Here is a 26,222-nt window from a genome sequence, read left to right as displayed (position 1 = left end):
AAATTGGGCATTGACATTTCCTTGCTCTGCAGCCTTGCGATACCAATGCACTGCCTGCATATAGTCCTGACGAACTCCTTGCCCATTGTTATACATAAAACCCAAATTAAATTGGGCTTTTGCAATTCCTTGTTCTGCTGCCTTGCGATACCACTGCACCGCCTGAGCGTCATCTTGCCGAACACCTTGCCCTTCGACATACATCCCACCCAAATTATATTGGGCTTCTGCAATCCCTTGTTCTGCCGCCTTGCGATACCACTGCACTGCCTGTGCATAGTCCTGACGAACTCCTTGCCCAGTGTCGTACATCACACCTAAATTAAATTGGGCATCGGCATTTCCTTGCTCTGCAGCTTGAAGCGTTTCCTTAAAATCCGGCACACTATCCGCCCAAACCGCTTGCCCTATGCCTAAAGCCAGCAAGGCAAGCATCATTTTTTTCAATAAGGTGTTCATCTCAAAATCCTTTTTTTATTCAGAATGTTTTTGGGTTTGTCTATGTGTTTCAGACGACCTTGGGAAAAGGCTTCATTATCCTACTTAATCCAATGTACGGTAATTATCACAACTTTGCTGATCTCCATTGATACAAGCCTTGCCAAGCCATTCTTTGGCAATTGTATAATTTTGGGGGACGCCTCGACCAAACGCGTACATAAGCGCCAAATTATGTTGGGCATAGGCATCCCCTTGTTCCGCAGCCTTACGAAACCACCCCGCTGCCTGTGCATAGTCTTGGCGGACGCCTCGTCCTGTTTCATACATCAAACCCAAATTAAATTGGGCGGTAGCCGTCCCTTGTTCCGCTGCTTTGAGAAACCATTCCACTGCCCGTGCATAGTCTTGACGAACACCTTGTCCTTTTTCATACATTACACCCAAATTATTTTGGGCCGGAGCATACCCTTGTTTTGCCGACTTGTGATACCACTCCATTGCCTGTAAGTAATCTTGACGGACTCCTTGCCCATTGGCATACATTGCACCCAAATTATTTTGAGCAGAGGGATGCCCTTGTTCCGCAGCCTTGCGATACCATTCTGCCGCCTGTGCGTAGTCTTGATGGATACTGGAGTCGTTGGCATACAGCAATCCCAAATTATATTGAGCTGTGGCAGCCCCTTGTTCTGCCGCCTTACGATACCACTTCATTGCCTGTGTATAGTCTTGATGGACACCCAGCCCTTTTTCATACATTACACCCAAATTATTTTGAGCTTTCACATTTCCCCGTTCCGCCGCTTGAAGGGTTCCCCTAAAATCAGGAATATCATCCGCCCAAGCTGCCTGCCCCATGCCCACAGCCAGCAAGGCGAACATCATTTTTTTCAATAATGTGTTCATCTTAAAATCCTATTTTATTCAGATTATTTCTTGGTTTATCTATGTGTTTCAGACGACCTTTGAGAAAGGTTTAATGTCCTTCGTTATTCAACTGTCGGTAGTCATTGCAACCATCTTGTAATCCATTATCACAGGCCTTCTTGTACCACTCTTTGGCAACTTTTCGATTTTTGGATACACCTTGCCCTTCTTCATACATCAAACCCAAATTATATTGAGCTTCTCCAATCCCCTGCTCTGCTGCCTTACGATACCAATACAGTGCCTGCTTATCATCTTGACGAACACCGAATCCATGGCTGTAAGCCACGCCAAGATCTAATTGAGCTTTGATATTTTCTTGATCTGCTGCACGATGTAGCCATAGCACCGCCTGTTTAAAATCTTTTTGCACGCCTAAACCATGCATATATCTTGTAGCTACGGTATATTGTGCTTGATTATCTCCCTGCTCCGCCGCCTTTCGATACCATTGGAACGCCTTCTCAGGTGCTTTACCGACACCTAATCCGTTATCATACATAATGGCTAAATCATATTGAGCATCAAGATATCCTTGTTTTGCTGCCTTTTCATACCATTGAGCTGCTTGCCCGTAATCTTGCTCTATACCCTTACCCAAAAAATAGATTAATCCTAAATCATATTGGGCTTTAGCAAAGCCTTGTGCAGCAGCTTTTTGAAACCAATATTTAGCTTTCTTATAATCTTGGACAACACCCTTTCCCTGATAATACAACCCTCCTAGATTGGTCTGCGCATCCACGTCTCCTTGCTCTGCTGCTCTACGGAACCAATGTTCTGCCTGTTTATAATCTTTGGGCGCTCCTTTCCCTGAGTAATACATCAAACCTAAATTAAATTGCGATGCAGCATTGCCTTGTTTTGCCTCTAGTTCTGTTTCTGCAAAATTTGGGATGTTACTTGCATTAGCCATATGCCCTAATCCAAACAAAACAATTGCGATCTTTCCTAACCATTTTTTCATTACATACTCTCTTGTATTCATTAATCGATATCGGCATTTTCAGATGAACCTTAGTCTGCAAATTCCCTAAAATAACCGTCTACACCGTATTGCTTTAAGACGTTTTTCAGCTCGGGAATGCGGATTGCGGGATCGACCGCCATCGGCGGCATAGGCGGTTCTACGCCTTCTTCGTTTTGGTTGCGCATCCAGTCCGCCATCGCAAAAATGCGGATAAGGACGGGTTCGGCGAGGTCTTTGCCGATTTCCAATTCATTCATGGCTTGGGCGAAGCAGGCGACCCATTCGTCGCGTACTTGCATATTCACGGCAAAAGGCATGTGCCGCGCGCGCAGCATGGGATGGCCGTATTTCTGCTCGAACAAGGGCGGGCCGCCGAGCCAGCCGCTGAAAAATTCGTAGAGTTTTTCGCGAATCAGCGTCATGTCTTCGCCGTGCATTTGTCGCAGGGCGCGGTATTGCGGCTCGAGTTCCATCAAGTCGTAAAAGCGGTCGGTCAGGTTGCGTACGCCTGCCGCGCCGCCGAATGCGTGATACATATTGTTCTTTCTTTAAAGGTCGTCTGAAACGGGGATTTTATAGTGGCTTAACTTTAAACCAGTACGGCGTTGCCTCGCCTTAGCTCAAAGAGAACGATTCTCTAAGGTGCTGAAGCACCAAGTGAATCGGTTCCGTACTATCTGTACTGTCTGCGGCTTCGTCGCCTTGTCCTGATTTAAATTTAATCCACTATAATAGACTGGGCCGATTGTGTCATATGGGATAAAGAGAGGTCTTCTAAAAACCTGTTCCGTTTTCAGACGACCTTTGTTTTTTTGCGGCGGAGAACCGATTTTCAGCTGCCGGACAGCGGCAATCGAAAATCAACTTATCCGCGATGTTCCCATACGTTCGCCCGCTCGACCTCTTTCCACGCGTCGAGAATCAGGCTGCCGTCGTTGTCTTTCAACAGCGTCGCATCGGAAAGCATACGCCGCCAAGTGCGGGCGTTTTTCAGGCCGTGCATCAGCCCGAGGCTGTGGCGGACGATGTGGCGCAAGATTGTGCCGCGTCCGGCTTGGATTTGGGCTTGGCTGTATGTGTAGAGGCGCTGCACCAAATCGGCGTATTCAATCGGGCTGCGGGTATCGCCGTAAAACAGCCTGTCCCATTCGTGCATGACCATCGGGTTGTGGTACGCCTCGCGTCCGACCATTACGCCGTCAACGTGTTGCAGGTGTCCGGCGATTGCTTCGTTGGTGGTGATGCCGCCGTTGATGATGATTTCCAGCTCGGGAAACTCTTGCTTGAGGCGGTAAACGTAATCGTATTTCAACGGCGGAACGTCGCGGTTTTCTTTGGGGGAGAGTCCGTCCAGCCATGCGTTGCGGGCGTGGACGATGAAGGTTTTGCAGGCGGTTTTGTCGCGCAGCGTGCCGACGAAATCGGCGACGGTTTGGTATTCGGTCTGCCTGTCGACGCCGATGCGGTGTTTAACGGTAACGGGGATGCCTACTGCGTCCTGCATGGCGTTGAGGCAGTCGGCAACCAGCATGACTTCGTTCATCAGACACGCGCCGAACGAGCCTTTTTGCACGCGCGGGCTGGGGCAGCCGCAGTTGAGATTGACCTCGTTGTAGCCGTATTCTTCGGCGGCTTTGGCTGCTTTCGCCAAATCGGACGGGTCACTGCCGCCCAGTTGCAGGGCGACCGGCTGCTCGCCTTCGTTGAACATCAAAAAGCGGTCTTTGTCGCCATAGACGATGGCGCCGGAATTGACCATTTCGCTGTAAAGCCATGTGTTGCGGGTAATCTGGCGGGCGAGGTAGCGGTAGTGGCGGTCCGTCCAGTCGAGCATGGGGGCGACGGAAAGGCGGCGGGGCGGGAGGGAGGCTTGAGTCATGTGTTTCATGTATCTGATTATTTTGAGGCGGCATTATATCAGACGGACTGTGTCGAAAATCGGCTCGGGGGTCGTCTGAAACGGCAAAACCTGCTTTTTGAAGCAGGTTTTGTATGCTCAAAGGCAGATTATTCGGCGCAATCTTTCAGCGTATCTTTATAAGTATAAAGGTACGACGCGCCGACAAACGATGCGCCGCCGAAGACATTGCCTAAAAACACGGGAATCATGTTGAAGAAAAACTGCCCCCATGTGATGTCTGCGCCCGCCAAAATACCGGCGGGGATGACGAACATATTGGCGACAAGGTGTTGGAAACCGTTTAACACGAAAATCATCACAGGAAACCAAATCGCCAACATCCGCCCTGCCGTATGTTTGGCGGCAAAGTGCAGCCATGCGCCCATACACACCATCCAGTTACACGCGACCGCCGAGACGAAAGCCCTGCCGAAATCCATATGGACTTTGGCTTCCGCCACCGCAATCGTTTTTTCTGCCACGCTGCCTTCAGTCATGCCGACATAGTGTCCGAGGAAAAACGCCATCGCCAGCGTTCCCGCCAAATTGCCCAGACACACGACGACCCAGTTGCGCAGCAGCATTTTTGTGGAAATCCGCCCTGCCAAACGCCCCAAAGACATAATCATCATATTGCTCGTTACCAGCTCGCCGCCGCCGAGCAGGATGCAGATCAAGGCGATGGGAAACATTGCCGCGCCGAGCAAAGTCGCCAAGCCGCCCCATTCGTGCGGAATGCCGCTGACCACTTTCAAATAAGCCAGATAACCGAAGCCGATGTATCCGCCTGCCAAAACGCTCAAAACCGCCAGCGTGGAAACGCTGGATTGTGCCTTGGCACAGCTTTTATCGAGGACGACCTGTAAAATTTCCTGTGGGTATAAATCGCGCGAAGCCATGATTTTCCTTAAAGTGGATTGAGGTGGGAACGCCGCTTTTGAAAGACGGCAAAACTGTCGCGGTAGGGCAGTGTCGGGGGATGCCGGTTTACGGTCTTATCGGATAAAAAACAATAGTGTATTAAACCTAAAATGAGGTCGCGCCGCCTTGCTTTGGCTCAAAAGAAAGATTATTACATCCAGCGGACAGGTCAGTTTGCGAAGTGGCGGCTTCAAACAAAAGGTCGTCTGAAAACCCTGATGTTTTCAGACGACCTTTTCATCACAACAAATACGGCATGACACTGGCTGCCGCTCAATCAATCCGTATGTATTCCACCGACAAAATTTCAATCTCTTCGCGCCCTTCCGGTGTATTCAAGACGACTTCGTCCCCTTCCCTCGCTTTAATCAAACAACGCGCCAACGGCGAAATCCAAGAAATTTTGTTTTGCGCAGTATCGATTTCATCGACGCCGACGATTTTAACGGTTTGCTCGCGCCCGTCGCCGCGCAACAATCCGACGGTTGCGCCGAAAAACACTTGGTCGGTCGCTTCGCGCAATTCGGGATCGACGACGACGGCGGCTTCCAAACGCTTGGTCAGGAATCGGATGCGGCGGTCGATTTCGCGCATACGGCGTTTGCCGTAAAGATAGTCGCCGTTTTCGCTGCGGTCGCCGTTGCTTGCCGCCCAGTTGACGATTTGGACGATTTCGGGACGCTCTTTATTGACCAGTTGATACAGCTCGTCTTTCAACGCCTGCCAACCGACGGGCGTGATGTAGTTTTTGGTTTCGGTACTCATAATCTTGCCGTTAAAAATAATATAGTGGATTAACTTTAAACCAGGACGGCGTTGCCTCGCCTTAGCTCAAAGAGAACGATTCTCTAAGGTGCTGAAGCACCAAGTGAATCGGTTCCGTACTATCTGTACTGTCTGCGGCTTCGTCGCCTTGTCCTGATTTAAAGTTAATCCACTATACAAAGGTCGTCTGAAACATGACCCCGTTTCAGACGACCTTTTGCCTTAATCGTTCAAACCGGTTTTATTCTTCGTCACCCGCATCGCTGATGCTGATGCTGTGTTCCATCCTGCTCGGGTGGACTTTCAAGCCGCCGCAGCCGGATTTCTCGGCGGACAGGCGGTCAAGATAGGCTTGGTCGATGTCGCCGGTTTGATAGATGCCGTTGAAACAGGACGAATCGAAGGATTCGATTTTCGGATTGAGTGCTTTGACGACGGCTTCCAAATCGCTCAAATTTTGGAAAACGATGCCGTCCGCGCCGATTTCGGCGGCAATTTCCGCCGCGCTGCGCCCGTTGGCAATCAATTCTTCACGCGTGGGCATATCGATGCCGTACACATTGGGATAGCGTACCTCGGGTGCGGCGGAAGCGATATAGACTTTGCGCGCGCCCGCTGCGCGTACCATTTCGACGATTTCGCGGCTGGTCGTCCCGCGCACGATGGAGTCGTCCACCAGCAATACGCTTTTGCCTTCAAACTCAGTTTCCATCGGGCTGAGTTTTTGGCGCACGGATTTTTTGCGTGTCGCCTGACCGGGCATGATAAAGGTGCGGCCGATATAGCGGTTTTTAATCAAACCTTCGCGGTAAGGCTTTTTGAGGTGGACGGCAAGTTCCATCGCACTGGGGCGGCTGGTGTCGGGAATGGGCATCACGACGTCGATGTCGTCCACGGGCAGCTCGCGTTTGATTTTTTCCGCTAAGGACACGCCCATATCCAAACGCGATTGGTAAACCGATACGCCGTCGATTACGGAGTCGGGACGGGCAAAATAGACGTATTCGAAGAGGCAGGGGCTGAGTTTGGCGCGGTCGCTGCATTGACGGGCAATCAGTGTGCCGTCAAAGCCGACGAATACCGCTTCGCCCGGCTGGATATCGCGTTCCAAATCGTAGGCAAGCGCATTGAAGGCAACGGATTCGGAGGCGACGGCATAGGATTTTCTGCCTGCCTCGTCGGTTTGCGAACCCAACACCAGCGGGCGGATGCCGTAAGGATCGCGGAAAGCGAGCATGCCGTAGCCCGCAATCATGGCAACCACGCCGTATGCGCCGCGCACCAGGCGGTGGACTTCGGCAACGGCGTTGAAAATATTGTCGATATTGAGCCGGTGGGGATTGGCGTTTTTAGAGACTTCGCGACGCAATTCGTGTGCGAATACGTTGAGCAAAACTTCGGAATCGGAGCTGGTGTTGACGTGGCGCAGGTGTTTGTTGCACACGTTTTCATACAGTTCGGCGGTATTGGTGAGGTTGCCGTTGTGCGCCAAAACGATGCCGAAAGGCGAGCTGACGTAGAAAGGCTGCGCCTCCGCGCTGCTGCCTGCGTTGCCCGCCGTAGGATAACGGACGTGGGCGATGCCCGCGTTGCCGATCAAATCGCGCATATTGCGTGTGCGGAACACTTCGCGCACCATGCCTTTGCCTTTGTGCATATGGAACGTGCTGCCTTCCGCCGTCACAATGCCCGCCGCATCCTGCCCCCTGTGCTGCAACATCTGCAAACCGTCGTACAGAAGCTGGTTTACCGGCTCATGGCTGACCAAACCTAATACACCGCACATATCGTCTTCTCCGAATTCGAGGTTAACTTGGAAAACAGAATTATAGAATAAATCGGACAAAGTTGCCCAAATTGTTGACAATCATTCGCCCGTTCAGTTTGAAATCAGATTCGGACCATGACTGATTGATGAATCAGTCCGACGACACGAAGCATCGAAAATTAAATCCAACTTCACTATAAACGCTTCTATTTCATCACCTTACCATCACCCCGCCCATACCTCTATCGGAGATTCAGACTATCAGCAGCGCGTTCGGCAAATATAGCTGCCGAACTTTTAACTCATGAAAAACCGGTTTCAGACGACCTTCGATGCAATCGGGGTCGTCTGAAACCGGTGGATTTACGATTCCGCCTTATCTTCCGCCTTTTCCTTCTGACCGGGCAGATAAGGCATGATGACTTCAGACAATGATTGGAAATAAGGAATGCTGTACGAGCTTTGCCAATCTTCCGTTTCCGGCAAATCGGTGTGGGCGCAGACCATGACCGCTAAAGTGACCAACAATACGCCTTTGGCTGCGCCGAACACGCCGCCCAATACTCTGTTGACGCTGCCCAAGCCCATCGATGACGCTGCGTTGGTCAGTATGGTGCGTAAAAACTGCTGTAGAAAACGCGCCAAAAAGAAAATCACGACAAACGAAATGGCAACGCCCAAGGCGCGCGGTTGAATCGATTTGAACGCCACTTCCGAAAACGGCACGGCAAATGTTTTAGCCAACAAGAATGAAATCACCCACGCAAACAGCGAACCCGCTTCGGCAATGACGCCGCGTATCATCGACATCACGATACACGCCGCGATCACGCCGAAGGCGAGTATGTCGGCTAACGGAATATCATTCATTGGTTACCTGTCCGGCAATACCGTGTACGCGCAGTTTGTTCAAGTCGCGTTCGGCATCGTAGGCGTTTTTGTATGCGCCCGATTTGACGCGGTAAACCTTGCCTTTATCCGTCATCACTTCGGTAATGGTTGAGTCGATACCTGCTGCTTTCATTTTGCGTTGCAGGCTCAAGGCGCGTTCTTTTTCAGCATAACCAGCCTGAATGGCGGCTTTTTTACCTGATTTGACTTCGGCGGTTTTGGTTTTTGCCTTTTCAGACGACCTTTCGGCAGTAGCGGTTTTCTCTGCCTTGGCCGTCTGCTCGGTTTTGGCTTTGGCAACTTTCGCTTCGGCTTCCCTTACCGCGGAAGCTTTTTTGTTGGCTGTTTCGATTTTTTCGTATTTGGAAGCATCTACCCGAATTCTTTCTTTAGGTTCGGATGCGGATACTGTGACGGTTTCTTTGGCTTTTTCCGCTGCCGCTTTGTGTTTCGCCGCCGCTTCTTCTTTGGCTTTTAACGCCTTACGTTCGGCAATGGCTTTCTCGGCTTTTTCCAACTGTGCCAGCTTGTTGCGTTCGGCTGCGGCGGCACGTTCCGCCTTCTCGGCTTTGGCAGCTTGAAGGGCGCGTTTACGCGCTGCGGCATTGGCTTCGCGTTCCGCTGCTTCTTGGGCTTGAAGCTGCTGCGCTTTACGCTGCTCTTCACGGTTACGGCGGCGCTCTTCCGCGCGGCGCTCGGCTGCTTCGCGTTTGGCGGCTTCGGCTTTTTGGATTTTCTCAGACTCTTCCAAACCTTTGATGTCGCTGTCTGACAGCGTATCGTTAATCAGCACCAAAGGCGGGCCTACATCTTCGGGCGCGGCCTGCGGCGCATCAGGTTGCGGCTCGGCTTGCGCAGTTTGCTCCGGCGCGGCGGTTTCCTGCGGTTTGTCCGCTACTTCGGCATCGGCATTTTTAGCCGCTTCTGCCGCTGCTTCCAAATCTTCTTTGGTAGAGGGTTCCAACACGGTCGCATCCGCCAGGTTGGCAGGTTCTGCGTTGGCATTATTCTGTTGGATGGTTGTAGTTTGGGCGTTTTCTTCTGGCTTGTTTTCCGGTCCGGTTGACAGGGCGACACCCAATAAAACGGTCGATGCCGCCACCAACCCCGATGCCATAACCAAGCGGCGGCGGTTGCGGCGTTTGAGCTGTTCGTAACCGGTCAGAACTTCATTTTGCTTATTGTCAGACATGGAGATTTCCTTTTACAACGCCACCATTACGTCGGCAACGGTATGAAATGAGCCGAAAACAACGATTCTATCATTTTCGCCCGCCTTAGCCAAAGCTGCGCGGTACGCCTCTCGAACAGAGGTAAAAGTTTGTATATTTTCGATATTTTGTGCTTCCAGTTTCACCTGCAAGGCTTCCGCCGTCATGCCGCGCGGCACGTCCAAAGGCGCGATATACCACTCGTCAAACTGGTCTTTAACGATTTCCAACACGCCGTCTATGTCTTTATCGGACAGCATGCTGAACACGGCGGTGCGTTTTTGCGCAAACGCCAAATTAATCAGGCTGCGGCGCAGGGCGCGGGCAGCGTGGGGGTTGTGTCCGACATCCAAAACGGTCAGCGGGCGGCCTGGCAGGACTTGGAAGCGTCCGGGGTTTTCAACCAGCAGCAAACCGCGTTTGATGGCGCCGATGTCCACCGGCAATTTTTCGTTCAAACATTCCAACACGGTCAACGCGCAGGCTGCGTTGGAAAGCTGGTATGCGCCGCGCAATGCGGGGAACGGCAGGGAATTTCGGTTGCGCGCGGGGTCGTCTGAATGCTGCGGATGAAAGCGGTAGTTCCATTGGATGTTTTCCAATGAGGAAAAATCGAAATCGCGCTGCACCATCAGCAGTTTCGCGCCTATGGCTTCGGCGTGTGCGACCAACGATTCGGGCGCGGGGTTTTGCCCGCAGATTGCGGGTTTGCCGCTACGAAACACGCCTGCTTTTTCAAAGCCGACCTGCTCGACCGTATCGCCCAAAAACGCCTGATGGTCCAAATCCACGCTGGTAACCACCGCGCAATCGCAGTCGAACACATTGACCGCGTCCAAACGTCCGCCCAAACCGACTTCCAATATCATCACATCGACTTGTTCGCGTATGAAGATATCGACCGCCGCCAAGGCATTGAATTCAAAATAAGTCAGCGATATTTCGCCGCGCGCCGCTTCGATGCGCTCGAAGGAAGCGGTGATGAGGTCGTCTGAAACCGGCTCGGCGTTGACGGCGATGCGTTCGTTGTAACGCAATAAATGCGGGCTGGTCAGCGTACCGACTTTGAAGCCTGCCTGTTTGTAAATCTGCGTCAGGTAGGCGCAGACCGAACCTTTCCCGTTTGTTCCCGCGACAACGACGACGGGGCATTGCGGCTCGAGCTTCATGCGTTTTTTCACTTCGCTCGTGCGTTCCAAGCCCATGTCGATTAAGCCGCCGCTGTGGGCGGTTTCCAAATGCGAGAGCCAGTCTTGTAATGTTTTCATGTGTGTTTCGTTTTTCAAAAGGTCGTCTGAAACCGTCGCTTCGGAATAATGGGGACGGTTACTGCTACTTGTGTGGACTATTTTTATATTGGGTTTAATTTGTATAGGACAAGGCGGGAAATCGCCTTGTTGAATTAAAGCGGATGCCCGGCATTCTGAGCCTGACACCAGCGCGCCCAAACTTTCAGACGACGGTAAGATTCTTTATCCGCCATATCGGGCGTCACGCATTGCCGTATCGTTTTACCGTCGGCGTTCCACTGTAAAAACAAAGCGTAAGGAGTCAGCATCGTCGCACCGTCCAACACCGCGCCCTGCCCTTCTCCGTCTCCGCAAAACACGGAAGCGCGCGCATGGCGGTCGATGGCGATTTTCTTTACCGCACCCGCCGTCCGCAAATTCACCACGCGCCAAGCGTGGACAAAACTGCCCGCCAACGCCACCAGCCCGAACCACATCATCCAGCCGTAAAACCATATCAGGCACACGGCCACTGCGGACAAATGCAACAAGACGGACAAGGCTTTTAAAGAACGGGACGGCTTCAAGGTCGTCTGAAAAGCGCGCATCGCCCTACATCATATTGTCAAACACGGGCGTAATGCTCAATTCCGCTTCTTCCATGTCCAAAACCATATCGTGGATTTCGGTATCGAAAAATTCCCAAAACGCCTTCAGGCTCATGTCTTGCGGCCACTTGCTTTTGTCGATGTCCCAGCCTGCGAACTCCGCCTCGAAAATCTGTTGGTAGCGTTCGTCAAAATAGGCAATCACCTCTTCCGGCTCGTCAAACTGCGGCACGAGGAATACGGAGCAGTTGGCACGGATTTGCTCGATGGTCAGGTCGGGCATATTTTCATCGGCGGATTTCAGCCATTCCAAAAAGCGGGCGGTCGGCTTAAGCACGACGGCGGTACGGTCAACAAAATACATGGTTTTCCTTTGCTACGGCAAAATGAGAAATGGCCTCTTTACCGTCTATATCTATCGGTTGCATTCGCCAAAGGTCGTCTGAAAGCCTAAATCTGTCTTTCAGACGACCTTTTGACAAGCTGTTAATGCGTCATCACTTGCTGCAAGAACTGTTTGGCGCGTTCGTGTTTCGGATTGGTAAAGAACTCTTCAGGCGTTTCGTTTTCCAAAATCTGCCCTTTGTCCACGAAAATAATGCGGTCGGCCACTTCGCGCGCAAAGCCCATTTCATGCGTGACACACATCATGGTCATGCCGCTTTCCGCCAAGTCCTGCATCACTTTCAACACCTCGCCGACCATTTCCGGGTCGAGCGCGGAAGTCGGTTCGTCAAACAGCATCACGCGCGGCTCCATCGCCAGCCCGCGCGCAATCGCCACGCGCTGCTGCTGTCCGCCAGAAAGCTGGCTGGGGAAAGCATCTTTTTTATGCGCCAAACCCACGCGTTCCAACAATTCCATCGCCTTTTCCTCAGCCTGTTCGCGGCTTTGTTTTTTCACCTTCATCGGCGACAGGATGATGTTTTCCAATACGGTCAGATGCGGATACAGATTGAAGCCTTGGAACACAAAACCCACTTCCTCACGCACCTTGTTCAAATCCGTTTGCGGATCGGCAACATTGATACCGTCCACCCAAATCTCGCCGCTCTCAATGCTTTCAAGCTGGTTGACGGTACGGATGAGCGTCGATTTGCCGCTGCCCGAAGGTCCGCAAACCACCACCACTTCACCCTGCTTCACTTCCAGATTGACGCCGTTGATGACATGCAGGTCTTTGAAATGTTTATGTACGTTTTTGAATTTAATCATGTTGTTTCCAGATGTTTTCAGACGACCTTACGGACGAGATAATTGCTCAGTTCCACATATTTCTCCGGCGCGATATGTTCGGCACGGTCTTGCGGGCTGATACCGACTGCCTGCAAATCCTCGTCGCCGGCAAGCTCTTTCAAATTGTTGCGTATGGTTTTGCGGCGTTGGTGGAAGGCGAGTTTCACCAGTTTGGCGAAATGCTCGAAATCGTCTGCCTTACCGATGCGGTGTTTCACCGGAATCATGCGCACCACCGCCGAATCGACTTTCGGCGCAGGGTCGAACGATTCGGGTGGCACATCAATCAGCAGCTCCATATCGAAAAAATATTGCAGCATTACACCCAAGCGGCCATAGTCGTTGCTTTTCGGCGCGGCAACCATGCGCTCGACCACTTCTTTTTGCAACATAAAGTGCATATCGACGACATCGTCCGCCACTTCCGCCAGCTTGAACAAAAGCGGCGTGGAAATGTTGTACGGCAGATTGCCGACGATTTTCTTTTTGCCCGCAATGCTGTTGAAATCAAACTGCAATACATCGCCTTCATGAATCACCAGCTTATCCGCAAACGGCAGCGTTTTCAGACGACGTACGATGTCGCGGTCGATTTCGATAACGTGCAGGCGGTTCAGCTTTTTCGCCAAAGGCTCGGTAATCGCCGCCAAGCCCGGACCGATCTCAATCACCACATCATCCGCCTGCGGACGCACGGCGTTGACAATATCGGCAATAATGCGCGTGTCCTGCAAAAAATTCTGCCCGAAGCGTTTCCGGGCCTTATGTTCTTTCATCGCGTCTCTTCAAACTGTCGATCATTATAATAAGTGCGTATTGTAACTGAAAAACAAAGTCCTGTTCAGACCCGCAACCCAAGCAGCCGCCCTACGCCAATCGGGATTTCAAACCGTCCCGCAATGCAGTAATATCCAATCCATCCTACACAGCTCGTCTGAAAACCCGCAAGGAGCAATTTCATGCAGATGAATTGGAAAAATCTACTCTCCACACAACGTTTCCGCACGAAAAACGGCGAAATCATCCCGACCGTCACGCCTTCCACCCAAGAAGGTGCCGATGCTTTGCGCACCGACTTCCATATCGACTACGACCGCGTCGTGTTCTCCGGCGCATTTCGCAGATTGGGACGTAAAACCCAAGTTCACCCTCTAGCCGAACACGACCTGACCCACAACCGCCTCACACACAGCGTCGAAGTCGCCAGCGTCGGGCGCAGTATCGGCAACCGCGTAGGCGTGATGCTGCAGGCAGGCGGCTTTTTACCGGAAAACAATACGCCGAGCGATATCGGCGCCGTCGTTCAAGTCGCCTGCCTTGCGCACGACCTAGGCAACCCGCCGTTCGGACACACCGGAGAAGACGCATTGCGCGACTGGTTCCGCAATCCCAAAAACCAGCCGTTTTTACAGACATTAAACGACGCCGAACGCAACGACATCCAAACCTATGAAGGCAATGCCCACAGCCTGCGCATCACGGCAAGTTTGGAAATGTATCCCGACGCAGGCGGCATGCGCCTGACATCCGCCGCCATAGGCGCACTGCTGAAATACCCTTGGACCACGCAACACCCCAACGGAAGAAAAAAATTCAATATTTACCAAACCGAATTACCCTTCATCCGTCGCGTTGCCGATGAATTGGGGCTGATTGAATCAGGCAAAGACTGCTGGGTACGCCATCCCCTTTCCTACCTGATGGAGGCAGCCGACGACATCTGCTACGCCCTCTTAGACTTGGAAGACGCGGTCGAACTGGATTTGCTGAGCGACGCTGAAATCGAAAGCGTATTATCCGAACTCACGTTTGAAGAAAGCACTTGGCACGCGCAATCCAGCCGCCAGCGTTGCGCCATGTTGCGCGGCATCGCCATCGGCAAAGCGATAGAAGACGTCGCCCAAACCTTCATGATGCACCAATCCGACCTGCTAAACGGCAACTTCAAAGGCAAAGACCTGTTGGCGTTGTGCAGCCCGCAGGTTCAAAACACCTTGGAAAAAGCGAAAGAACTTGCCCGCACGCGCATTTTCCGCCACCGCACCAAACTCATGACCGAAATCGCCACTTTCCCGTGTCTCGGTTCCATTTTGGATTTATTGGTTCCCGCCGCATACGCCATGATTGCGCAAAAACAGGTCGATGTGCGCCAATCCCTCGCGCTTGATCTGTTAAAAAACCACGACCCCATCCAAGAAACCGACAGCCTGTATCGCGCCTACATGAAAATCTTAGATTTTGTCGGCGGCATGACAGACAACGCCGCCGCAAAAATGGCGCAAGATTTATCGGGATTGGGCATTTTACGATAATTAATATCCTTTATTTTCATATTGTTATTTTATTGTAAATATTTTTATCCAGAAAATACTGGACAGCCGCCGACAGCTTGTATATTATTCGGTCTTCTTGATTCACGACGCAGTCGCGAAGTGATGAAAATGCACCCGTAGCTCAGTTGGATAGAGTATCTGGCTACGAACCAGAGGGTCGGGCGTTCGAATCGCTCCGGGTGCGCCAACAAAACTTATCCGCGCCCATCGTCTAGCGGTTAGGACATCGCCCTTTCACGGCGGTAACCGGGGTTCGATTCCCCGTGGGCGTGCCAAATTCTGAAAGCACAGTTTAATTAAACTGTGCTTTTTCTTTATCACTCAAATCATTACAAACAGAGTGAACCCAATTTAAAATCAACACAAGACAACCAAATCACAACCAATACCACCGCAAAATAAAACAAAAGAACATCACATTAAAGTCAAATCCATATATAGTGGATTAACTTTAAATCAGGACAAGGCGACGAAGCCGCAGACAGTACAGATAGTACGGAACCGATTCACTTGGTGCTTCAGCACCTTAGAGAATCGTTCTCTTTGAGCTAAGGCGAGGCAACGCCGTACCGGTTTAAAGTTAATCCACTATACAACCGCCCCACCACGAAACCAACATAAGCAAAGGTCGTCTGAAAACCCCAATTCAAGGTTTTCAGACGACCTTTCACTTCAAAACATCAAACCATTAGTTCGAACCGACTTTAATCTTCTGCCACAGATTAACCGACAGTTTCTTCGCATCCGAACTCATTTGCGGCATCACAAAACCGTCTTTCATATCCTGAGCATTCGGGAAGATGGAGCGGGTGTTAACCAATTCGGCAGGCATTTTCTCGCGTGCCGGTTTGCTTGCGGGCGCGAAGGTAACGGCAATGCCGTTTTTCGCAGCCACTTCGGGATCAAGTGTGTAGTTGATGTATTTATGGGCATTGGCGATGTTTTTCGCATCGGCGGGAATCAGCCAAGATTCAATCCAGAAGCCCATGCCCTTCGGCGTCAAAACTTCAATGCCGACGTTGTTTTTCACTTCTTCGGAACGGGCTTTCGCCAAGTTCAAGTCGCCGCCGTTACCCGCTGCGAGACAGATGTCGCCGCGTGCCAGTTCGTCAATGATAGACGGACTGAAACGTTTTACATCAGGACGGATGGCTTTCAGCACTTCCGCCGCCGCTTTCAAATCATCAGGATTTGTGCCTTTGGGGTCTTTACCCAAGTAGTTCAGCAAAATCGGGAACATTTCGCTCGGCGTGTCCCACAAGGCGATACCGCATGATTTCAGCTTGTTGGTGTATTCAGGCTTGAACAGCAAATCCCAACCGTTTTCAGGCAGCTTGCCGCCCAAAAGTTCTTTGCCCTTTGCTGTAATTGCCAAAGTGTTGACGCCGGAGAAATAAGGAACGGCATACTGGTTGCCCGGGTCGGCAGTTTCCAGCATTTTCAACAATTCGGGATCGATGTTTTTGTAATTGGGAATCAGGTCTTTATTGATTTTTTGATAAGCACCTGCTTCGATTTGGCGGGGCAGGAAGGCGATACCGGGAACGACCAAGTCATAGCCGGATTTGCCGGTCAGCATTTTGGCTTCGAGGGTTTCGTTGTTTTCGTAAAGGTCGTAGGTCAGCTTCAGCTTATTGGCTTTTTTGAAGTCTTCAACGGTGCTCTCGTCAACGTAGTTCGACCAGTTGTAGATGTTCAAAGTATCGGTGGCGGCTGCTTCGGCATTGGCAGCAGGCGCGCTGCCTGCTTGAGGTTGCTCGGTTTTTTTCTCGCCACCGCCGCAAGCGGCCAGCGACAATGCCGCCAATACGGCTAATACGGATTTTTTCATACGGGCAGATTCCTGATGAAAGATTGTTAACGGAAAATGAACACTCTGCACCCCATCAATACCCCGGCGCAAAGCGGGGCTATTGTAATGGAAGTGGGTGAGAACTCAAAGCAATATCTGACTGATTTTTATTGAAATAAGGCACGATTTCTTAGGCTCGGGAAAACGGCGTTGCACAAGATGTCGTTTTTGGGCAAAATACGGGCGATTTGCGCGCGCGAACAGAGAAAATACTTGCATATAGAGGAATCTGTCTTTAAAATTGCGCGTTTACAGAATTTATTTTTTCAGGAGATATTCAATATGGCAAACAGCGCACAAGCCCGCAAACGTGCCCGCCAATCGGTTAAACAACGCGCCCACAACGCCAGCCTGCGTACTGCATTCCGTACCGCGGTGAAAAAAGTGTTGAAAGCAGTTGAAGCCGGCGACAAAGCTGCTGCTCAAGCAGTTTACCAAGAGTCCGTCAAAGTCATCGACCGTATCGCTGACAAAGGCGTATTCCACAAAAACAAAGCAGCCCGCCATAAGAGCCGTCTGTCTGCCAAAGTAAAAGCATTGGCTTAATCTTTTTCGCCCATCGCCTTGGCGTGTTACCGCGTCGGGACAGGTAAGCAGATAACGATGCCCCTGAGGTCTTAACCTTTCAGGGGCATTGCCGTATGTGGTGCAAGTTGATGTAAACTTTTCAGACGACCTGCCGTAAAGAAGGCACAAGGCGGTAAAATGCGGCTTGATCTGCTTTTCAAACGATTAATCCCGATGTTCAGGCAAAAGGTCGTCTGAAAACACCCAATCGGCAATCCCATGAATGAAATGATGAACAAGATGTTGAAACACAATTTGGCGCAAAGCGATGCCCTAAAGAACAAAAAACCGTCATTATCCAAATGTCGGCGCGCTTTGATGCTTATCCTTATCGGCGGAACAGCCGCTCCTGTCGCCTATGCCGACACGGCTTTGCAATGCACCTCCATTCAAGACAATGCCACCCGTTTGGCGTGTTACGACAGCATTTACTCAGCTCAACTGCCGCCGCAAGCACCGCTGCCCGTCATTCGCGAAGAAACCGCCAAAGCGCCGGTCGATTTGCCCAAAACCATCAGCACCAGCCGTGAGAAAAAGGCGGCGACGATTGTGTTTGACGAAAATAAAGAGCAATCCACCCTTTCGGAAGACAATCTACGCACCGCAGCCGATGCCTACACGCCGCTGAGCCTGATGTACGATTTGGACAAAAACGACTCGCGCGGCTTGTTGAGCGTGCGCGAGCACAATCCCATGTACCTGATGCCCGCATGGTACAACAGCTCGCCCAACCTTCATCCCCACTCCCCTTCGCGTGGCACGACCAATCAGGAAAAATTCAGCGAACAGAAACACATAGAAACCAAACTGCAAGTTTCGTTCAAAAGCAAAATTGCCGAAGATTTGTTTAAAACCCGCGCGGATTTGTGGTTCGGCTACACCCAAAAATCCGATTGGCAGATTTACAACCAAGGCAGAAAATCCGCACCGTTCCGCAACACCGATTACGAACCCGAAATCTTCCTGACCCAACCCGTGAAGGCAGATTTGCCGTTCGGCGGCAAACTGCGGATGGTCGGCGCAGGCTTCGTCCACCAATCCAACGGACAAAGCCGACCCGAATCCCGCTCATGGAACCGCGTTTACGCATTGGCGGGGATGGAATGGGGCAAACTGACCGTCATCCCGCGCGTGTGGATGCGCGCCTTTGATCAGACCGGTGAAAACAACGACAATCCCGACATTACCGACTATATGGGTTATGGCGATTTGAAGCTGCAATACCGTCTGAACGACAAACAAAATATTTCGTCCCTGCTGCGCTACAATCCCAAAACCGGACACGGCGCGGTTGAAGCCGCCTATACCTTCCCGATTAAAGGCAAACTCAAAGGCGTTGTGCGCGGCTTTCACGGCTACGGCGAAAGCCTGATTGATTACAACCACAAACAAAACGGCATCGGCATCGGTCTGATGTTCAACGACTGGGATGGAATTTGATGCCCAACCCCGTTTTCAGACGACCTTTTACATCATGTTGCACGCAGGTCGTCTGAAAGCAAAACAAACACCTTCCCCATATTAAAAACACTCGTTTCCTATCGCCCAAACGCGTATAATGCAACGTTTGGGCGATATTTGTCGGAATAACACAGAAGATGACAGAACAAACGGCCGAAGGCGGAAAAGTTGCCAAGGCATTAAAAAAATATCTGATTACAGGCATGCTGGTATGGCTGCCGATAGCCGTAACCATTTGGGCGGTCAGCTATATCATATCAGCCGCCGACCGGCTGATCAGCCTGCTGCCCGAGCAATGGCAGCCACAATATTTCTGGGGATTCAATATTCCTGGCCTGGGCATTATTGCCGCCATCGTCGTCTTATTTCTGACCGGCGTGTTCGCCGCCAACGTTTTGGGGCGTCAAATCCTCGCCGCATGGGACAGCCTGTTGGGACGGATTCCCGTCGTCAAGTCCATCTATTCCAGCGTTAAAAAGGTATCCGAGTCCCTGCTCTCCGACAGCAGCCGCTCGTTCAGAACGCCCGTGCTGGTTCCATTCCCGCAACCCGATATTTGGACGATTGCCTTTGTTTCAGGGCATATTCCCGACAAACTCAAAGGCAGCCTGCCGCACGATGACGACTATCTTTCCGTCTATGTGCCGACCACGCCCAATCCGACCGGCGGCTATTACATCATGGTGAAAAAAAGCGACGTGCGCGAACTCGATATGAGCGTGGACGAAGCATTGAAATATGTGATTTCGCTGGGTATGGTGATGCCGGATGAAGTATCTATGAAACAGCTTAACCACCATAGTGAAAAATGAAAATACATATAATTAATCAGTTAAAAGACCAATAATGAAAAAGTGGATAATTTCTTGCTTAGTCTTTCTATCAAGCAATACATTTGCATCTGACTCAAGTTTAATTACAGGTATAGATTTTTTTGAAATAGGTAACAATAAATTATCTATTATTAGCCATATTAAAAAATTAGGAGGGAGAGAAGTCCAGCCAAGTGATGACTCAAGTTCCTTTTATCCTCCGGCTGATCCAATTATCTTCCAAAATATAAAATCAAATTATGCAAACTTTGACTGGGTAAATGTATATTTTGAAAAAGGAAAATTATATAGGGTTGAAATCTTATCCTCTCCCTGGGAAGTAAGTGATGAAACAAGTGGATTTAAATTCAAAGAAAATGAATACCAAAATTTTCAACAATTATTAAATAAACTGAAACAGCAATATAGTTTTAGTAAAGATGGTAGTGAAATTGAAATTTTTGAAGGCGTAGGAGGAGATCATGCCTGCGACAAACCCATCATCTTAAAAAAGAAAATATGGAAAATCCAAAGTCCTGATAATATTGAAGCCACATATACTGAAACAAGGATGCTGGAACCGTATAGTCGTAGGGAGTTAAGTATTAATGACGCAGCGACAATGGACTGCCAATATCCAGCAGAAGGGATTATTAATATTTATAATCGCGACATATTTACTAGTGTTATGCTGCTAAACGATAAAGCCCGTTTAGAGTATGAAACCAAATTTCAAAATATTTCAGATTAATCATACAATTAAGAAAGATTTATATTATGCGTACCAACTACTGCGGCCTAATCAGCGAGCAATACTTAGACCAAACCGTAACCGTCAAAGGCTGGGTACACCGCCGGCGCGACCACGGCGGTGTGATTTTTATCGACCTGCGCGACCGCGAAGGCATCGTCCAAGTCGTGATTGACCCCGATACGCCCGAAGCGTTTGCCACTGCCGATTCCGCCCGCAACGAATACGTTTTGAGCATTACCGGCCGCGTGCGCAACCGTCCCGAAGGTACGACCAACGACAAAATGATTTCCGGCAAAATCGAAATCCTTGCCAAAGAAATCGAAGTCTTGAATGCTGCTGCTACGCCGCCGTTCCAAATTGACGACGAAAACATCAGCGAAAACGTGCGCCTGACCAACCGCGTTATCGACCTGCGCCGTCCGGTGATGCAGCGCAACCTGCGCCTGCGTTATCAAGTCGCTATGGGCGTTCGCCGTTATCTCGACGCGCAAGGCTTCATCGACATCGAAACCCCGATGCTGACCCGCTCTACTCCCGAAGGCGCGCGCGACTACCTCGTGCCGAGCCGCGTTCATCCGGGCGAGTTTTTCGCGCTGCCGCAATCGCCGCAATTGTTCAAACAACTGTTGATGGTGGCAGGTTTCGACCGTTACTACCAAATCACCAAGTGCTTCCGCGACGAAGACTTGCGCGCCGACCGCCAGCCTGAATTCACCCAAATCGACTTGGAAACCTCGTTCTTGAACGAGGATGAAATCATGGACATCACCGAAGGCATGGCAAAACAAGTTTTCCAAGACGCATTGGGCGTGGATTTGGGCGATTTCCCGCGCATGCCTTACTCTGAAGCCATGTTCTACTACGGCTCCGACAAGCCCGATATGCGCATCAGCCTGAAATTCACCGAGCTGACTGACCTGATGAAAACGGAAGAATTCAAAGTCTTCCGTGGCGCAGCCGACATGAAAGGCGGCCGCGTGGTTGCCCTGCGCGTACCGAACGGCGCGAAATTCAGCCGCAAAGAAATCGACGAATATACCAAATTTGTCGGCATCTACGGCGCGAAAGGTCTGGCGTACATCAAAGTGAACGATGTCAGCAACCTTTCCAACGGCGAAGACAGCGGCCTGCAATCTCCAATCGTGAAATTCCTGTCTGAAAACGCCCTGAAAGAAATCATTGCGCGTACCGGCGCGCAAAACGGCGACATCATCTTCTTCGGCGCAGACAAAGCCAAAGTCGTGAACGAAGCCATTGGCGCGCTGCGTATCAAAGTCGGCTTGGAACACGGCGCGGAAAACGGCTACTTCGTGGACGAATGGAAACCTTTGTGGGTCGTCGATTTCCCAATGTTCGAATACGACGAAGACGGCGACCGCTGGACAGCCATGCACCATCCGTTCACCTCGCCCAAGCCAGGCCATGAAGACCTGATGGCATCCGATCCTGAAAACTGCCTGGCCCGCGCCTACGACATGGTGTTGAACGGCTGGGAAATCGGTGGCGGTTCCATCCGTATCCATCGTGCCGACGTGCAGGAAAAAGTGTTCGCCGCGCTGAAAATCAGCCCCGAAGAGCAACAGGAAAAATTCGGCTTCCTCTTGGACAACCTGAAATTCGGCGCGCCTCCGCACGGCGGTTTGGCATTCGGTCTCGACCGTCTGGTAACGCTGATGACCGGCGCCGAATCCATCCGCGACGTGATTGCCTTCCCGAAAACCCAACGCGCCCAATGTCTGCTGACTAACGCGCCCAATGCGGTGGACGACAAACAACTGCGAGAATTGAGCTTGCGCCTGCGCCAAAAAGCGACCGAAAATAAAGAAGCGTAATTTTTAAAAGCAGGTGGACAACACCTGACAGCCAAAAGGTCGTCTGAAACCTATTATACGGGTTTCAGACGACCTTTTTCATCACGGATGTATAGTGGATTAACTTTAAACCAGTACGGCGTTGCCTCGCCTTAGCTCAAAGAGAACGATTCTCTAAGGTGCTGAAGCACCAAGTGAATCGGTTCCGTACTATCTGTACTGTCTGCGGCTTCGTCGCCTTGTCCTGATTTAAAGTTAATCCACTATACTGAATGTCAGTAAGCGGGCATTTTCTATTTTAATCCTCCGACACTCATCAAGTCATGGGCAAATCGCCCTATTAAATTTAATCTAATTGAGTAATATCAGTTTATATTCATAATCCCACAGTAATTTTTTACATTTCCCCCTTGTCATGCTATCCTCGCCTCCCCTGTATGTATCAGCTTGTTTCATCAAGCAGTTTATTGTTGCACGCATACAGACAATATCCTGATTAATTATCGACAAGAGTATTGCTATGAAAAAAATAACTTCCTCTATTCTAAAAACCTGTTTTGCAGCGACGGCGGTTATCACAGCGCATTCTGCGTTTGCATATGACGCTTCCCGCCCCACCTCTGCTCCCGCACGCAGCACTTTGGACAACCACAATTTCCCCTATTCCATGCCGATTAATCCTAACGCAGCGCGCGACGGCGAACCTTATTTGAAAGCACACGACGACGTAATGACGCTGGCGGGCGCAACCCTGCCTCCTGCACGTCCGGTCAAACCGACTGCGCCTCCCCCACAACGTGCGCCATTGGCTAACCAAAATTTCCCTTACTCCATGCCAATCAACCCCAACGCAGCCAATGACGGCAAACCTTATTTGAAAGCACACGACGACGTAATGACGCTGGCGGGCGCAACCCTGCCTCCTGCACGTCCGGTCAAACCGACTGCGCCTCCTCCACAACGTGCGCCATTGGCTAACCAAGATTTCCCTTACTCCATGCCAATCGACGGCAATGTTTCGATACCGGACAGCGGCGTGATGAGCACAGCCTCCCAACCTCCTGCCCGCCCTATCGGCAAACCGATTGCGCCTCCTCCGTCTAAACCCATCGTCAACAATGGTAACTTCCCTTACTCTGAGCCAATTTATGGCAAACGTACTTCGACAACACCTGTCGGCGTCATGACCACAGCCGACGCACCTCCTGCCTACAATCCAAACAACGCAGTGGCAAAACCTCAATACACAGTCAAAAATTCCGTCCGCGTTGCTGATGCCGACAACCTGAAAAACAAAGAAATCCTGTTTGTTATCGACAGAATCGAAGGCAAGGGCGAGCGCGTCATCCGCGAACGCCGCATTAATCAGATCGAGCTGTTCAGCCTGAACACTGAAGACGGCAAAGGAAAAGGCTTGCTGACCGTCGGCAAAATCCCGACCGCTTCGGGCAATGTGTTCTTCGGCGAATGGGCGCCTGCTTCAGAAGCCGCCGCTACTGCGCATGTCAAAGGCAACGCTCATCCCGCCTGGTTCTATGGCAAAAACCCGACCGGCAGCACCAAAGGCTTGGCAACCGCAACTTACAACGTAGTCGGTGTCAACGGTCATAAAGCCGGCGAACGCGATATCTATACCGGTACCGTCAAAGCCTATTTCGGTTCGGGCGACAGCGGCAGCATGGCCGGTAAACTGGCGCGCCATAGCGACACTCTGGACTTTGCCGGCGTGAAAATCGACAACCGCAACGGTACTTTCGCCTCTGATGCCGCCCGCAACCGCGAAGGCATCAAAGGTCAGTTCTACGGTCAAAATGCCGCCGCATTGGCGGGTATTGCGACCCGTAGTACGGAAAGCCGCGCCGATGACATCTCCTTCGGCGGCGTAAAACAATAAACCGTCGATAGAACAACGGGGAAGGCCGGGATTGCCGTGCTTTCCCCGTTTTATGGCAAGCTGCGGACGGATTTCTGCGGCTTCCGTTTTCAGACGACCTTTTGTGCTTCCCATTACCTCAAGGGTCGTCTGAAAACGGAAACAAATTAAAAACAAAGCAAGATTCAAAATCGCATCTTTTCAGACGACCGCTCCGCTTCGCCACAAACCCGCCTCGTCCGAAATTTACCCACCACACACCAGCCCGAAAGAAAACGAATGAACAAATCCTGCCTCCTCCTGCTCGCCCTGCTGCCCCTGTCCGCCCACGCAGACAGTGACGACCTGCGCCGCCTGTCCGAAGAAAACGGGCGCGTGCAGCAGCAATATCGGGAAAGCGGCTGGCTGGACGGCGGCACACCCGCAGGCGACATCGAAAACGACGACGCATACATCCGTATCGGCGGTCAGATTTACACCGTAGGCAACAATACCGAAGAGCTGGAAAGCGCGATTTATCATGCCATTAACGAACGTCAATGGAAAAAGGCAGAACGCTTCGCCACGCGCTACGCCGCCCTGCCCGGCCACAATCCCGCCCTACCCAAATTGGTACTCGGTTTAAAACAACGCGCCGAAGGACGCCTCGCCGAAGCCTTACGGAACCTGCAAGCGGCAGAAGCACTCGACCCCGCCAACCCGCGCATCCTGCTCGAAACCGCGCGCCTTTATACCGAAGACAACCAAAACCGCGAAGCCCGAAGCGCATTCGCCCGCGCCCAAGCCGCCGACATCCCAGAAGAAACCCGCGCCCTGATCGGACAATACCTCGGCGAAATCGACAAACGCAGCCGCTGGCACGGACAAATCGGCATCGCTTACGGCTACAACAGCAACATCAACCAATCCGACGGCTCCGTCCGCTGCATTCTGCCGCTTGACGGCCAATGCCTCGCCTACCAAAACCTGCCCGACCCCATCCGTTCCCCCGTATGGAATTACAGCCTGAGCGCAGGCAAAATCACCCCCATTAAAGGACACCACAGCCTCAAAACCAACCTCCTCGCCTACGGCACGCACTACCGCCGCAAAGACACAGACGCCGCCCTGTCCGACTACGGCAGCCAAACAGGCACACTGTCTGCCGGTTACGAATACGCCGACGCACAAAGCCGCTTCTCGCTGATGCCCGTTTACGAACACGAACGGCGCAACCGCCACACCTACTACAACGCCTACGGCGCCGAAACCTCGTGGACGCATACCATCAACCCCAAATGGCAGGTCAACGCCGACTGGTCGGGCAAACGCTACCGCCACAGCGGCACCGCGAAAACCTACGCCGCCGACTACACCGAATACCGCACAGGCTTAGGCGCAGAATACGCCCTGACCCCGAAAACCGGCGTGTTCGCAGGCTCCGACTACACCCGCCGCACATACAACGGCGGCACATCCGACCACCGCGAATACACCCTCCGCACAGGCTTATACACCCTGTTTGACAACGGCACCTACCTCAACGCCCTCGTTATGAAACGGCGCAACCTCTACGACCGCGCAGGCATCGCCGCAGACGGACAAAGACGCAGCGACCGCCAAACCGTCTGGCTCGCCGCCGCAGGCTTCAGACAATGGCACATCGGCGGCTTCTACCCCGAACTGCGCTTCAAACACACCACCGTCAAAAGCAATTCCGTGTTCTACCGCTACCGCCAAAACGAAATCATGCTGGGCGTGAAAAAACAGTTTTGAGGCGTTTATAGGATAGATAGTAACATAAAGAGGTCGTCTGAAAATAAGGATTTATGAATTTCAGACGACCTCATTCAATAAGTTTTAATAACAGCAAACACCCCACCCCATACTTTTCCCCATCTGCTGCAACCTAC

At 51.4% G+C, this 26,222-nt stretch carries 24 protein-coding genes, 2 tRNA genes and 2 pseudogenes; 10 read left to right on the top strand and 18 right to left on the bottom strand.

The features are described from left to right. From HMPREF1028_RS10595 to rsmA, 16 genes and pseudogenes are all read right to left on the bottom strand, one after another. Window positions 1-459, bottom strand: a 459-nt coding sequence (locus HMPREF1028_RS10595; RefSeq protein ID WP_009312752.1) for a tetratricopeptide repeat protein, incomplete at its 3' end; no start/stop codon positions are given. Between the two features lie 84 nt (window positions 460-543). Next, window positions 544-1,347, bottom strand: a complete 804-nt coding sequence (locus HMPREF1028_RS10590) for a tetratricopeptide repeat protein (RefSeq protein WP_009312751.1) — start codon at window positions 1,345-1,347, stop codon at window positions 544-546. A gap of 70 nt (window positions 1,348-1,417) precedes the next feature. After that, window positions 1,418-2,335: a tetratricopeptide repeat protein gene (locus HMPREF1028_RS10585; RefSeq protein WP_009312750.1), complete on the bottom strand. Its 918-nt coding sequence runs from the start codon at window positions 2,333-2,335 to the stop codon at window positions 1,418-1,420. Window positions 2,336-2,385: 50 nt separating this feature from the next. Next, window positions 2,386-2,874, bottom strand: coding sequence for a group II truncated hemoglobin (locus HMPREF1028_RS10580; RefSeq protein WP_009312749.1), 489 nt, complete (start codon window positions 2,872-2,874; stop codon window positions 2,386-2,388). Window positions 2,875-3,006: 132 nt separating this feature from the next. After that, window positions 3,007-3,069: pseudogene (locus tag HMPREF1028_RS15580) on the bottom strand (transposase); the annotation flags it as partial. A gap of 134 nt (window positions 3,070-3,203) precedes the next feature. Next, a complete protein-coding gene (gene dusA, locus HMPREF1028_RS10575) occupies window positions 3,204-4,226 on the bottom strand; it encodes a tRNA dihydrouridine(20/20a) synthase DusA (protein ID WP_009312748.1) in 1,023 nt (340 codons plus the stop codon). A gap of 119 nt (window positions 4,227-4,345) precedes the next feature. Beyond that, a complete protein-coding gene (locus HMPREF1028_RS10570; RefSeq protein WP_009312747.1) occupies window positions 4,346-5,137 on the bottom strand; it encodes a formate/nitrite transporter family protein in 792 nt (263 codons plus the stop codon). Between the two features lie 295 nt (window positions 5,138-5,432). Continuing rightward, on the bottom strand, window positions 5,433-5,924 hold the full coding sequence (greB, locus tag HMPREF1028_RS10565; protein ID WP_003779860.1) for a transcription elongation factor GreB: 492 nt from the start codon (window positions 5,922-5,924) through the stop codon (window positions 5,433-5,435). Between the two features lie 241 nt (window positions 5,925-6,165). Next, window positions 6,166-7,710 (bottom strand): amidophosphoribosyltransferase, encoded by a 1,545-nt coding sequence (gene purF / locus HMPREF1028_RS10560; protein WP_009312745.1) that lies wholly within the window; start codon window positions 7,708-7,710, stop codon window positions 6,166-6,168. A gap of 345 nt (window positions 7,711-8,055) precedes the next feature. Beyond that, the gene (locus HMPREF1028_RS10555) at window positions 8,056-8,562 is read right to left on the bottom strand and encodes a CvpA family protein (RefSeq protein WP_009312743.1); all 507 of its coding nucleotides are present in this window, start codon (window positions 8,560-8,562) and stop codon (window positions 8,056-8,058) included. Next, window positions 8,555-9,775: an SPOR domain-containing protein gene (locus HMPREF1028_RS10550; RefSeq protein WP_009312741.1), complete on the bottom strand. Its 1,221-nt coding sequence runs from the start codon at window positions 9,773-9,775 to the stop codon at window positions 8,555-8,557. The genes HMPREF1028_RS10555 and HMPREF1028_RS10550 overlap by 8 nt, the downstream gene beginning before the upstream one ends. A gap of 12 nt (window positions 9,776-9,787) precedes the next feature. Further along, window positions 9,788-11,062 carry a bifunctional tetrahydrofolate synthase/dihydrofolate synthase gene (gene folC / locus HMPREF1028_RS10545; protein ID WP_009312739.1) on the bottom strand — a complete coding sequence of 425 codons (1,275 nt, stop codon included), beginning with the start codon at window positions 11,060-11,062 and terminating at the stop codon, window positions 9,788-9,790. Window positions 11,063-11,196: 134 nt separating this feature from the next. Continuing rightward, a complete protein-coding gene (locus tag HMPREF1028_RS10540; protein ID WP_009312737.1) occupies window positions 11,197-11,631 on the bottom strand; it encodes a protein YgfX in 435 nt (144 codons plus the stop codon). Window positions 11,632-11,635: 4 nt separating this feature from the next. After that, a complete protein-coding gene (locus HMPREF1028_RS10535; RefSeq protein ID WP_009312736.1) occupies window positions 11,636-11,995 on the bottom strand; it encodes a hypothetical protein in 360 nt (119 codons plus the stop codon). Window positions 11,996-12,117: 122 nt separating this feature from the next. After that, window positions 12,118-12,846 (bottom strand): amino acid ABC transporter ATP-binding protein, encoded by a 729-nt coding sequence (locus HMPREF1028_RS10530; RefSeq protein WP_003740819.1) that lies wholly within the window; start codon window positions 12,844-12,846, stop codon window positions 12,118-12,120. Window positions 12,847-12,863: 17 nt separating this feature from the next. Continuing rightward, entirely contained in the window at window positions 12,864-13,643 is a 780-nt protein-coding gene (gene rsmA, locus HMPREF1028_RS10525; protein ID WP_003761535.1) for a 16S rRNA (adenine(1518)-N(6)/adenine(1519)-N(6))-dimethyltransferase RsmA, read from the bottom strand. Window positions 13,644-13,826: 183 nt separating this feature from the next. Here rsmA and HMPREF1028_RS10520 point away from each other — a divergent pair, with 183 nt between their 5' ends. The 3 genes from HMPREF1028_RS10520 to HMPREF1028_RS10510 all read left to right on the top strand — a co-directional run bounded on the left by HMPREF1028_RS10520 (window position 13,827) and on the right by HMPREF1028_RS10510 (window position 15,475). Continuing rightward, on the top strand, window positions 13,827-15,179 hold the full coding sequence (locus HMPREF1028_RS10520; protein ID WP_009312735.1) for a deoxyguanosinetriphosphate triphosphohydrolase: 1,353 nt from the start codon (window positions 13,827-13,829) through the stop codon (window positions 15,177-15,179). A 131-nt stretch (window positions 15,180-15,310) separates the two neighbouring features. Next, window positions 15,311-15,387, top strand: a tRNA-Arg gene (locus HMPREF1028_RS10515). A gap of 13 nt (window positions 15,388-15,400) precedes the next feature. Continuing rightward, window positions 15,401-15,475: transfer RNA gene (locus tag HMPREF1028_RS10510), tRNA-Glu, on the top strand. Window positions 15,476-15,888: 413 nt separating this feature from the next. Here HMPREF1028_RS10510 and HMPREF1028_RS10505 read toward each other — a convergent pair. Next, on the bottom strand, window positions 15,889-17,031 hold the full coding sequence (locus HMPREF1028_RS10505) for an extracellular solute-binding protein (protein ID WP_003769278.1): 1,143 nt from the start codon (window positions 17,029-17,031) through the stop codon (window positions 15,889-15,891). Between the two features lie 303 nt (window positions 17,032-17,334). Here HMPREF1028_RS10505 and rpsT point away from each other — a divergent pair, with 303 nt between their 5' ends. From rpsT to aspS, 5 genes are all read left to right on the top strand, one after another. Next, the gene (gene rpsT, locus HMPREF1028_RS10500) at window positions 17,335-17,598 is read left to right on the top strand and encodes a 30S ribosomal protein S20 (RefSeq protein WP_002212556.1); all 264 of its coding nucleotides are present in this window, start codon (window positions 17,335-17,337) and stop codon (window positions 17,596-17,598) included. Window positions 17,599-17,838: 240 nt separating this feature from the next. After that, window positions 17,839-19,059: a phospholipase A gene (locus tag HMPREF1028_RS10495; RefSeq protein WP_003769270.1), complete on the top strand. Its 1,221-nt coding sequence runs from the start codon at window positions 17,839-17,841 to the stop codon at window positions 19,057-19,059. Between the two features lie 158 nt (window positions 19,060-19,217). Beyond that, window positions 19,218-19,892, top strand: coding sequence for a DUF502 domain-containing protein (locus HMPREF1028_RS10490; protein WP_003769262.1), 675 nt, complete (start codon window positions 19,218-19,220; stop codon window positions 19,890-19,892). 34 nt (window positions 19,893-19,926) lie between these two features. Beyond that, entirely contained in the window at window positions 19,927-20,643 is a 717-nt protein-coding gene (locus tag HMPREF1028_RS10485; RefSeq protein ID WP_009312734.1) for a hypothetical protein, read from the top strand. Between the two features lie 26 nt (window positions 20,644-20,669). Then, the gene (gene aspS / locus HMPREF1028_RS10480) at window positions 20,670-22,478 is read left to right on the top strand and encodes an aspartate--tRNA ligase (protein WP_009312733.1); all 1,809 of its coding nucleotides are present in this window, start codon (window positions 20,670-20,672) and stop codon (window positions 22,476-22,478) included. A gap of 77 nt (window positions 22,479-22,555) precedes the next feature. On the opposite strand, the pseudogene HMPREF1028_RS15575 reads toward aspS, so the two are convergent. Further along, window positions 22,556-22,740 (bottom strand): annotated as a pseudogene (locus HMPREF1028_RS15575) (hypothetical protein); the annotation flags it as partial. Between the two features lie 237 nt (window positions 22,741-22,977). On the opposite strand from HMPREF1028_RS15575, the gene HMPREF1028_RS10475 reads away from it, so the two are divergent. Both HMPREF1028_RS10475 and HMPREF1028_RS10470 read left to right on the top strand, forming a co-directional pair. Next, window positions 22,978-24,351: a Slam-dependent surface lipoprotein gene (locus HMPREF1028_RS10475; protein ID WP_009312732.1), complete on the top strand. Its 1,374-nt coding sequence runs from the start codon at window positions 22,978-22,980 to the stop codon at window positions 24,349-24,351. A 258-nt stretch (window positions 24,352-24,609) separates the two neighbouring features. After that, window positions 24,610-26,085 (top strand): surface lipoprotein assembly modifier, encoded by a 1,476-nt coding sequence (locus HMPREF1028_RS10470; RefSeq protein WP_009312731.1) that lies wholly within the window; start codon window positions 24,610-24,612, stop codon window positions 26,083-26,085. Window positions 26,086-26,222: the final 137 nt, after the last annotated feature.

Source organism: Neisseria sp. GT4A_CT1 (assembly GCF_000227275.1).
GTDB lineage: Bacteria > Pseudomonadota > Gammaproteobacteria > Burkholderiales > Neisseriaceae > Neisseria.
The sequence above is the reverse complement of the archived record's forward strand: the minus strand, read 5'-3'. Positions and strand labels throughout refer to the sequence as shown.

Bases quoted from the DNA above. Each gene is read 5' to 3' on its own strand.
- HMPREF1028_RS10585 (WP_009312750.1), bottom strand. From the start codon at position 2,335: ATGAAAAAATGGTTAGGAAAGATCGCAATTGTTTTGTTTGGATTAGGG.
- rsmA (WP_003761535.1), bottom strand. From the start codon at position 13,643: ATGAAAGAACATAAGGCCCGGAAACGCTTCGGGCAGAATTTTTTGCAG.
- HMPREF1028_RS10475 (WP_009312732.1), top strand. From the start codon at position 22,978: ATGAAAAAAATAACTTCCTCTATTCTAAAAACCTGTTTTGCAGCGACG.
- HMPREF1028_RS10470 (WP_009312731.1), top strand. From the start codon at position 24,610: ATGAACAAATCCTGCCTCCTCCTGCTCGCCCTGCTGCCCCTGTCCGCC.
- HMPREF1028_RS10540 (WP_009312737.1), bottom strand. From the start codon at position 11,631: ATGCGCGCTTTTCAGACGACCTTGAAGCCGTCCCGTTCTTTAAAAGCC.
- dusA (WP_009312748.1), bottom strand. From the start codon at position 4,226: ATGAAACACATGACTCAAGCCTCCCTCCCGCCCCGCCGCCTTTCCGTC.
- HMPREF1028_RS10570 (WP_009312747.1), bottom strand. From the start codon at position 5,137: ATGGCTTCGCGCGATTTATACCCACAGGAAATTTTACAGGTCGTCCTC.
- HMPREF1028_RS10530 (WP_003740819.1), bottom strand. From the start codon at position 12,846: ATGATTAAATTCAAAAACGTACATAAACATTTCAAAGACCTGCATGTC.
- HMPREF1028_RS10590 (WP_009312751.1), bottom strand. From the start codon at position 1,347: ATGAACACATTATTGAAAAAAATGATGTTCGCCTTGCTGGCTGTGGGC.
- HMPREF1028_RS10535 (WP_009312736.1), bottom strand. From the start codon at position 11,995: ATGTATTTTGTTGACCGTACCGCCGTCGTGCTTAAGCCGACCGCCCGC.
- HMPREF1028_RS10485 (WP_009312734.1), top strand. From the start codon at position 19,927: ATGAAAAAGTGGATAATTTCTTGCTTAGTCTTTCTATCAAGCAATACA.
- HMPREF1028_RS10550 (WP_009312741.1), bottom strand. From the start codon at position 9,775: ATGTCTGACAATAAGCAAAATGAAGTTCTGACCGGTTACGAACAGCTC.
- HMPREF1028_RS10505 (WP_003769278.1), bottom strand. From the start codon at position 17,031: ATGAAAAAATCCGTATTAGCCGTATTGGCGGCATTGTCGCTGGCCGCT.
- HMPREF1028_RS10495 (WP_003769270.1), top strand. From the start codon at position 17,839: ATGAATGAAATGATGAACAAGATGTTGAAACACAATTTGGCGCAAAGC.
- aspS (WP_009312733.1), top strand. From the start codon at position 20,670: ATGCGTACCAACTACTGCGGCCTAATCAGCGAGCAATACTTAGACCAA.
- HMPREF1028_RS10580 (WP_009312749.1), bottom strand. From the start codon at position 2,874: ATGTATCACGCATTCGGCGGCGCGGCAGGCGTACGCAACCTGACCGAC.
- HMPREF1028_RS10490 (WP_003769262.1), top strand. From the start codon at position 19,218: ATGACAGAACAAACGGCCGAAGGCGGAAAAGTTGCCAAGGCATTAAAA.
- folC (WP_009312739.1), bottom strand. From the start codon at position 11,062: ATGAAAACATTACAAGACTGGCTCTCGCATTTGGAAACCGCCCACAGC.
- greB (WP_003779860.1), bottom strand. From the start codon at position 5,924: ATGAGTACCGAAACCAAAAACTACATCACGCCCGTCGGTTGGCAGGCG.
- HMPREF1028_RS10555 (WP_009312743.1), bottom strand. From the start codon at position 8,562: ATGAATGATATTCCGTTAGCCGACATACTCGCCTTCGGCGTGATCGCG.
- purF (WP_009312745.1), bottom strand. From the start codon at position 7,710: ATGTGCGGTGTATTAGGTTTGGTCAGCCATGAGCCGGTAAACCAGCTT.
- HMPREF1028_RS10520 (WP_009312735.1), top strand. From the start codon at position 13,827: ATGCAGATGAATTGGAAAAATCTACTCTCCACACAACGTTTCCGCACG.
- rpsT (WP_002212556.1), top strand. From the start codon at position 17,335: ATGGCAAACAGCGCACAAGCCCGCAAACGTGCCCGCCAATCGGTTAAA.